Source organism: Mycoplasma sp. CB776 (genome assembly GCF_054343395.1).
The window spans coordinates 1-2,418 of the sequence record NZ_JBTGVD010000039.1 but is presented as its reverse complement, the minus strand read 5'-3'; the positions used below and the strand labels follow the sequence as shown (position 1 = coordinate 2,418).

3 protein-coding genes are annotated in these 2,418 nt (G+C 24.8%); all 3 read left to right on the top strand.

The features are described 5' to 3' along the window. The first annotated feature begins 122 nt into the window (after positions 1 to 122). Positions 123 to 1,016 carry a UTP--glucose-1-phosphate uridylyltransferase gene (locus tag ACXX86_RS04035; protein WP_458561192.1) on the top strand — a complete coding sequence of 298 codons (894 nt, stop codon included), beginning with the start codon at positions 123 to 125 and terminating at the stop codon, positions 1,014 to 1,016. 1 nt (position 1,017) lies between these two features. After that, a complete protein-coding gene (gene galE, locus ACXX86_RS04030) occupies positions 1,018 to 2,004 on the top strand; it encodes a UDP-glucose 4-epimerase GalE (protein ID WP_458561191.1) in 987 nt (328 codons plus the stop codon). A gap of 8 nt (positions 2,005 to 2,012) precedes the next feature. Beyond that, the coding region (locus ACXX86_RS04025) for a glycosyltransferase family 4 protein (RefSeq protein WP_458561190.1) at positions 2,013 to 2,418 on the top strand (406 nt) is incomplete at its 3' end.

Here is a 2,418-nt window from a genome sequence, read left to right as displayed (position 1 = left end):
TAAAATACAAATAGGTTATAAAAACACTGGTGCACTTTATATTTCATTTAAGGAACTGACAATTATGTCGGTTATTTTTTTAATTTTAATCAAAAAATGCAAATTATATATATAATTTTTATATGAAAATAAAAAAATTAATTATACCAGCTGCTGGGTGAGGAACTAGATTTTTACCTTTTACTAAAACAGTTCATAAAGAGTTATTGCCAGTTTTAAATAGACCAACTATTGATTATTTAGTAGAAGAAGCTATTGAATCTGGAATAGAAGAAATTTGATTTATCATTTCTGCAAGAAAAGAATGGATGATGGATTATTTTAGAGTTAATTATGATTTAGAAGAAGAATTAGCAGAAAAAAATAAAACTGATTTATTAAATGATTTACAAAGAACCAATTTTATTAAAAAACCTAATATTAAAATTAAGCAAATACATCAAGATGAACAACTGGGACTAGGTCATGCTATTTGAGTTGCTGCCAAAAAAATTAAGAATGAACCATTTGCTGTTATTTTGGGTGACGATTTAATTTATAGTAGTAAAAAACCAGCAATTAAGCAACTTATGGAACAATATGAAAAATATAAATGTTCTATTTTAGGAGTATCTGCTGTTGAATGAAGTGAAGTACATAAATATGGTATTGTGGTACCTAAACATATTAACCAAGGACATGGAAAAGTTTTTGAAATAATGGATGCAATAGAAAAACCTAAGCGTTCAGAAGCACCAAGTAACAAGGCAATTATTGGAAGATATATTTTTACACCAGAAATTATGCCAATATTAAAAAACTTGGAACCTGGTTTTGGTGGTGAAATTCAACTGGTGGATGCTTTTCCTAAATTAATGGAAACTCAAAAAATTTATGCTTGTGAACTTGATGGAATTAGATATGATTTAGGTTCAGTAGAAGGTTTTGTTAAAGCTAATATTGATTATGCTTTAAGAGAAGATAGTTTAAAAGATAGCATAAAATCCTTTATAAAAGAAAAAGAAGAGATAAAATAATATGAAAACTTTTTTATTAATCGGTGGTGCAGGTTACATTGGTTCAGTATTTGCTTATCATCTTTTAGACAACAATCACAAAGTTATAATTATTGATAATTTAAGTTCTGGAAATAAAGAATTTTTAGATAAAAATATGATTTTTTATAATATCGATCATAACAATATTAATGAAATGGAAAAAGTTTTTGTCAATCATCAAATTGATACAGTGGTTATGTTTTCTGCTTTTATAAAAGTTGGAGAATCAGTTACTAAACCACTTGATTATTACAAAAATAATATAAATGGTATTATTAATGTTTTAACTTTAATGAATAAATTTTCTATAAACAAATTGCTATTTTCATCCACTGCTGCTGTTTATGGAAAGGGAAAAGGTTTATCTTTCAAGGAAAATAATGCAAAGAAACCTATAAATCCCTATGGTAATTCTAAACTTTTTTGTGAACAAATTATTAAAGACTATTCTAAAACCAATGAAAAATTTAAATATGGAATTTTAAGATATTTTAATGTTGCTGGAGCAGATCCACAAATGAGAACAGGTCTTTTTTCTAAAACTAGCAAATATTCTTTATTAATACCTGTTATTGCAAATAAAGTTTTAAAAGAAGAAGAATTTGAAATTTTTGGTAATGATTACAATACACCTGATGGCACATGTATAAGAGATTATATTCATGTAAAAGATTTAGCAGAAGCACACTTATTATTAGATAAATATTTAGATAAACATAAAAGTGAAACTTTTAATGTAGGAAGTAATAAAGGTTATTCTAATAAAGAAGTTGTGGATATGTTTTCTAAAATTTTAAATCAAAAAATTAATTTTAAATTCGCACCAAGAAGAGATGGTGACCCTGATTTTCTTGTTTCAGATTCAAATAAAATTCAGCAAAAATTAATATTTAAACTAAAATATAATTTAGAAGATATGATTACTCATGAAATTCAATGAAGAAAAAATAAAAAAAATAAAAAATAAGAGAAATTATGAAAATAGCAATATTTGTTTGTTATTTCTGACCTTTTATAGGTGGTACAGAAAAAGCTGTTGAAAATTTAGCATTAGCCCTACATAGTAAAGGACATAATGTAAAAGTTTTTACTCCAAAAGTTGATTTTTTAAAAGTTGATTATTCTAAATTTCCTTTTGAAGTAGTAGAAACTAAAAAAATATTTTTTCCTTCCAAAAATGTTGTTTTTAGTAAATTAAAAGTTTATGATGAAATTATAGAAGAAATAAAAAAATTTAATCCTGATATAATTAATTGTCATGGTTCCTGCACTTCATTTTCTTTATCTAGTAAATTGGCTCAAATTATAGATAAACCTTTAACAACCACTATGCACACAAAAAATAGATTAGTTTATAATGAAATGTTTAAAAGTAAATTAT